The sequence below is a fragment of the Limnohabitans sp. genome, from assembly GCF_044361985.1.
GTDB lineage: Bacteria > Pseudomonadota > Gammaproteobacteria > Burkholderiales > Burkholderiaceae_C > Limnohabitans_A.
On record NZ_JBIKHV010000174.1, the window covers coordinates 1 to 3068 of the forward strand.

Annotated in this window: 2 protein-coding genes; both read left to right on the forward strand. The window is 58.1% G+C overall.

Features of this window, described 5'->3' with window-relative positions; translation table 11 throughout:
- Positions 1 to 2428 (forward strand): formate dehydrogenase subunit alpha (locus ACIQ3A_RS14675; protein ID WP_396432465.1); only part of this gene is annotated, 2428 nt, incomplete at its 5' end.
- An 18-nt stretch (positions 2429 to 2446) separates the two neighbouring features.
- A complete protein-coding gene (gene fdh3B / locus ACIQ3A_RS14680) occupies positions 2447 to 3049 on the forward strand; it encodes a formate dehydrogenase FDH3 subunit beta (protein WP_396432466.1) in 603 nt (200 codons plus the stop codon).
- Positions 3050 to 3068 lie beyond the last annotated feature (19 nt).

Genomic DNA, 3068 nt, shown 5'->3' on the forward strand with positions numbered 1-3068 from the left:
CAAACACAACAACGAGCAAGCTTATTTGCTGCGCAAGTTTGTCAGCTTCTGGGGCACCAACAACTGCGACCACCAGGCCCGTATTTGCCACTCCACCACCGTTGCGGGTGTGGCCAACACCTGGGGTTATGGCGCCATGACCAACTCGTACAACGACATGCAAAACAGCAAAGTCGCGTTGTACATCGGCTCCAACGCCGCCGAAGCCCACCCCGTGTCCATGCTGCACATGCTGCATGCCAAGGAGAACGGTTGCAAGATGATCGTGGTCGATCCACGCTTCACGCGCACAGCGGCCAAGGCCGACGAGTTCGTGCGAATCCGTTCCGGCACTGACATCCCTTTCCTTTTTGGCTTGCTGTACCACATCTTCAAAAATGGCTGGGAAGACAAAAAATACATCAACGACCGTGTGTATGGCATGGAAGCCGTCAAGGCCGATGTGTTGGCCAAGTGGACGCCCGACAAGGTCGAGGAAGCCTGCGGCATCAAAGAAGACCAGATGTTCAAGGTCGCCAAGATGCTGCACGACCACAATCCCGGCACCATTGTCTGGTGTATGGGCCAGACCCAGCACACCATTGGCAACGCCATGGTGCGTGCCTCTTGCATCTTGCAACTGGCCTTGGGCAATGTCGGCAAGAGCGGCGGCGGCACCAACATTTTCCGTGGCCACGACAACGTTCAGGGCGCAACCGATGTGGGCCCCAACCCCGATTCACTGCCGGGCTACTACGGCCTGGCCGAAGGCTCCTGGAAGCATTTCGCCAACACTTGGGGCGTGGATTTCGAGTGGATTAAAAAGCAATTCGCCAGCCCCGCCATGATGGGCAAGAACGGCATCACCGTTTCCCGCTGGATCGATGGCGTGCTCGAGAACAATGAACTGATCGACCAAGACAGCAACCTGCGCGGAGTCTTTTATTGGGGTCATGCCCCCAACTCGCAAACCCGTGGCCTCGACATGAAGCGCGCCATGGACAAGCTCGATTTGCTGGTGGTGGTGGATCCGTATCCATCGGCCACGGCCGCCATGGCCGCGATGCCCGGCAAGGCCGAAGACCTGAACCCCAACCGAGCCGTGTACCTGTTGCCTGCTGCCACTCAGTTTGAAACCAGTGGTTCCTGCACCGCCTCCAACCGCTCATTGCAATGGCGCGAGAAGGTCATCGATCCTTTGTGGGAGAGCCGCTCGGACCACATGATCATGCACCAGTTGGCTGAGAAACTGGGCTTTGCGAAAGAGCTGAGCAAGAATTACAAAATGCAAAAGATCAAGGGCCTGGACGAACCTGTGCCCGAGGATATCCTGCGCGAAATTAATAAGTGCGTCTGGACCATTGGCTACACCGGCCAAAGCCCTGAGCGCCTCAAGGCCCACATGAAGAACATGAACTTGTTCGACGTGAAAACCCTGAAGGCCAAAGGTGGCAAAGACAAGGAAACCGGCTACGACTTCACGGGTGATTACTTTGGTCTGCCTTGGCCTTGCTACGGCACGCCCGAACTCAAGCACCCCGGCTCGCCCAACTTGTACGACACCTCCAAGCACGTCATGGAGGGCGGGGGTAACTTCCGCGCCAACTTCGGTGTGGAGCGTGAAGGCAAGAGCTTGCTGGCCGAAGACGGCTCGCACTCGATGGGCGCTGATATCACCACGGGTTACCCTGAGCTGGACCACATCCTGCTGAAAAAATTGGGTTGGTGGGACGAGTTGAGTGAGGCTGAAAAAGCCAAGGCTGAAGGCAAGAACTGGAAGACCGATTCGTCGGGCGGCATGATCCGTGTGTTCATGAAGGAGCACGGCTGTCACCCGTTTGGCAACGCCAAGGCGCGTGCTGTGGTCTGGAACTTCCCAGACCCGATTCCGCAGCACCGCGAACCTTTGTATGGCACGCGGCCAGACCTGATGGCCAAGTACCCCACACACGACGACAGAAAAGCTTTCTGGCGACTGCCGACCTTGTTCAAAACCGTGCAAGACAAAAACATCGCCGACAAGGTGCATGAGAAGTACCCGCTCATCCTGACCTCGGGTCGCTTGGTCGAGTACGAAGGTGGGGGGGAAGAAACCCGCTCCAATCCCTGGCTGGCCGAATTGCAGCAAGAGGCCTATGTCGAGATCAACCCCAAAACAGCGGCTGAACGCGGCGTGCGTGACGGTGACCGTGTTTGGTTGTTGGGCGCCACGGGCGCACGCCTGAACGTGCAGGCCATGGTGACTGAACGCGTGGACACCGGCACTGTGTGGATGCCCTTCCACTTTTCGGGCCGTTGGCAAGGTGCCGACATGCTGGCGCATTACCCCAAAGGTGCAGCGCCCATCGTTCGCGGCGAGGCGGTCAACACCGCCACCACCTACGGTTATGACAGCGTCACCATGATGCAAGAGTCCAAAACCACCGTTTGCAACATCGAAAGAGCCTAAGCGCTCAAGGAGAACACGATGGCACGAATGAAATTTATCTGCGATGCAGAGCGCTGTATCGAATGCAACGGCTGCGTCACGGCTTGCAAAAACGAACATGAAGTCCCTTGGGGCGTGAACCGCCGCCGCGTAGTCACCTTGAACGATGGCGTTCCCGGTGAAAAGTCGATCTCGGTGGCCTGCATGCATTGCTCGGATGCACCTTGCATGGCGGTCTGCCCCGTCAACTGCTTTTACAAAACCGACGAAGGCGTGGTGTTGCACGACAAGGACATTTGCATCGGCTGTGGCTACTGCTCTTACGCCTGCCCGTTTGGTGCACCACAATTCCCCTCGCAGGGCACCTTTGGCGTGCGCGGCAAGATGGACAAGTGCACTTTCTGTGCGGGTGGTCCAGAAGAGCACGGCAGCCAAGCCGAGTTCGACAAGTACGGACGCAACCGATTGGCCGAAGGCAAGCTGCCTGCCTGCGCCGAAATGTGCTCTACCAAAGCCCTGCTCGCCGGTGACGGCGATGTGGTGGCCGACATCCTGCGGGGCCGTGTGATTCAGCGCGGCAAGGGTGCCGAAGTCTGGGGCTGGGGCACCGCCTACGGCAACCAAGCCAAGCAAGGAGCCTGAGCATGAAAACAGCCTTCCT

Bases quoted from the DNA above. Each gene is read 5' to 3' on its own strand.
- fdh3B (WP_396432466.1), top strand. From the start codon at position 2,447: ATGGCACGAATGAAATTTATCTGCGATGCAGAGCGCTGTATCGAATGC.